Origin of the sequence: uncultured Mailhella sp. (assembly GCF_905187505.1) — a bacterium.
In the GTDB taxonomy this organism is placed as follows: Bacteria; Desulfobacterota; Desulfovibrionia; order Desulfovibrionales; family Desulfovibrionaceae; genus Mailhella.
In genome coordinates, this window is the sequence record NZ_CAJJIC010000190.1 from 1 (window position 1) to 2,648 (window position 2,648).

The window sequence follows — 2,648 nt, forward strand, 5'->3', positions numbered from 1 at the left end:
GACAGAGCGAGCAATGCTTTCCCGTTGCGTAGCCGTGTTATAGCGATTCTGTTGGACCAGATGCGCATGCCCGTACAACATTCCCCGGTACAATGAAAAGACCAAGATGCTGACCAAATGCGACATGTGCATAGACCGTGTTTCCGCGGGACTTCAGCCCATGTGCGTGAAGACCTGCCCCACGGGCGCCATGGTCTTCGGCGAGCGCGAAGAAGTGCTGGCGGAAGGCGAAAAGCGTCTGGCCCGCATCAAGGAGCGCTATCCCAAAGCCCGCCTCGTGGATACGGAAGATGTCAGCGTCTTCTATCTTCTGGCGGAAGAACCCAAACATTATCACGAGTTTGCCAGCTTCGGCTAGCAGAAGTCGAATGCCGGAGCGTCTCAGCATCGTCGCTCCGGCATGAACTCGTGAGCGGCAACCTCCACAACCTTGCATCTCATGGGCGGCATCGCCGCCTCCAGCCTTTCAGGAGTCATCATGGCCGAATCCCGTCAGACCGTTTCAGAAACCCTTGCCGGCATCATCGAGCGCAGGCCTGTGCTCGCGCCGATGCTGAATGCGTTTGCGCCTCTTCTTGAGGCTCGCGCAGCGCTGCCGGAAAAACTTGCTCCCCTGCTGGAGAACAGCGGCTTCGAGCTGCCTTCCTGGCAGCCGGAGCGGGCCCGGCAAGGCGCGCCTCTTCTTGCAGGCGTCTCCCTGAACGGCCTTTTCCCGCTCCTGCGGGAATCCGCGGACGTGCTCGTGCCTCTTCTGGGCAAGCTGCCCGGCATGGCCGAACACGAAGCGGCGCTGACGGCATTCTTTGCCGATGAAAAAACGTGTCTGCGCGCTGCCGACACGCTTCTCACCGGACATGACGCGGCTCTTGTCGACGCGGCAACGCAGTCGAATATTCCGCCCGCCGTGCTTCTGTTCGCGCTGGAAACGGTTCTCGGCCCCGTGCTGCGCACGCTGGCCGCCACCTATGACGCCCCGTGGGACGAACGCCCCGCCTCGTGGATGCAGGGCTTTTGCCCCGTATGCGGCGCCTTTCCCTCCATCGGTTATCTGGACAAGCGCGTTTTCGACGAAAAGAACGCCTTTCTGGCCGGCGGCGGAGGCAAAAAGCATCTGCACTGCTCTCTTTGCGGAACCGAATGGCATTTCCGGCGTGGAGCCTGCCCTTCCTGCGGCAAGGAAGGTTCCGGCGTCATGGAATTTCTTCGCGAAAGCAAGAACAGCAGGGGCGAACGCATCGACTGGTGCACCACGTGCAAAAGTTACTGTCCCGTCGTGGATCTTCGAGAACGCGACGGCACGCCCGACATGGATGCCATGGCCCTCGGCATGATGCACCTGGACATGGTTGCCGCACAGAAGGGTCTGAGTCCTCTCAAGCCCTCCTTCTGGAATCAATTCTAGCCACTGCCTCCGGGCATTTTTCCCCATTTACCGGGAGACTGCGCATGAAACCGCTTTTTATCCTCACCCTTCTTCTCTCCCTCGCCTGGTGTGCCCCGGCACAAGCCCAGGACTTCAAGGCCAATCTCAAGTATCCGAAAAATCCCATCGTGCTTGGCGGCGAGAGCTCTCCCCGCATGGCGGTCACCTTCAACCACACCTCACACAGCGACGTTCCCTGTGACACCTGCCATCACAAGCCCCGCTGCGCCATCTGCCACTACAGCCCCTCGCAGGAAAAGTCTCCCTATGCGTCGTGCAGCGCCACCGAGGGCTGCCATACCATTCAGGGCAGAAGCAGCAAGCCTGAAAGCCGCTTCATGGCCTTCCACAGCAGGGAATCCATGCGTTCCTGCTTCGGCTGCCATCGCAGAATGAGCCTGGAACATCCTGAATTCCAGGGCTGCCGTCCCTGCCACCCCAACACCGCTCAGCCGGACGAAGACAAGTAGTTCTTCCTTCCTCTGACGTTTCCGCCCGTGCCCCGTCTGACGACATTCCGTCTTAGGGGCGCGGGCTTTTTTCATGATCTGGAGAACTGCCCGAATCGGAACATGCCTGTCCCACGCCTGTCCATCTGCAACAATCGAGCCTCGAGAGCTTTCCCGCAGGAACAACGCCTTCCCATGAAAGGGGCAGTACCGATTCCAAACGGCTTTTCCAAGTGCCGTTCGCCCCGACGTTCACTACGCCGCCGAAACTGCGTCAGTCTAACTTTTCCGACAAGGCGGAAAGTATCCTTCCGAACCGAAGAGCGCGGTATCACGACAAGCACACACATGATCCATCATTCTATCCATAAGTAATTTCAATATGTTGCAATCGCAAAGCCGTCATATGATTTTTCCCGTCGCCTCACGCTGTTGCCCATAAATTACTTTTCTCCTATACTTGGGAGTGAAGACAATATGGTACCTGCACAGCCATTTCGTATGTGCCAGATTTTGTTCTTTCGCCATAAAAAAACACCTTTTCGATGTGGACGGGAGCCTGAACAACTCCGTCTTCTCGAAAAGGTGTTTTTTTAGGTATGACCGTTTTGTGATCCACCCGCTCAGCGGATGGTTTTCTGTTTCGGTCGCTTCCGCTCCCTCAACTGCCTGAAGGCCTTAAACAAAAGGGGCTGCGGAAAACCGCAGCCCTGAAATTCGGTGGTGCCGAGGGACAGAATCGAACTGCCCACACGGGGATTTTCAGTCCCCTGCTC

General features: G+C 57.8%; 3 protein-coding genes and 1 pseudogene. 3 read left to right on the forward strand and 1 reads right to left on the reverse strand.

Translation table 11 applies throughout. The features are described from left to right. Positions 1 to 73 precede the first annotated feature (73 nt). The 3 genes and pseudogenes from QZZ60_RS11160 to QZZ60_RS11170 form a co-directional block, all read left to right on the forward strand. Positions 74 to 358, forward strand: a pseudogene (locus tag QZZ60_RS11160) (4Fe-4S dicluster domain-containing protein); the annotation flags it as partial. Between the two features lie 120 nt (positions 359 to 478). Further along, complete coding sequence (locus tag QZZ60_RS11165; RefSeq protein ID WP_295641416.1) at positions 479 to 1,402, forward strand: formate dehydrogenase accessory protein FdhE; 924 nt, start codon at positions 479 to 481, stop codon at positions 1,400 to 1,402. Positions 1,403 to 1,446: 44 nt separating this feature from the next. Beyond that, complete coding sequence (locus QZZ60_RS11170) at positions 1,447 to 1,893, forward strand: cytochrome c3 family protein (protein WP_295641418.1); 447 nt, start codon at positions 1,447 to 1,449, stop codon at positions 1,891 to 1,893. A 381-nt stretch (positions 1,894 to 2,274) separates the two neighbouring features. Here the strand turns inward: QZZ60_RS11170 and QZZ60_RS11435 are convergent, their stop codons facing one another. Beyond that, the gene (locus QZZ60_RS11435; RefSeq protein ID WP_367119421.1) at positions 2,275 to 2,400 is read right to left on the reverse strand and encodes a transposase; all 126 of its coding nucleotides are present in this window, start codon (positions 2,398 to 2,400) and stop codon (positions 2,275 to 2,277) included. Between the last annotated feature and the right edge of the window lie 248 nt (positions 2,401 to 2,648).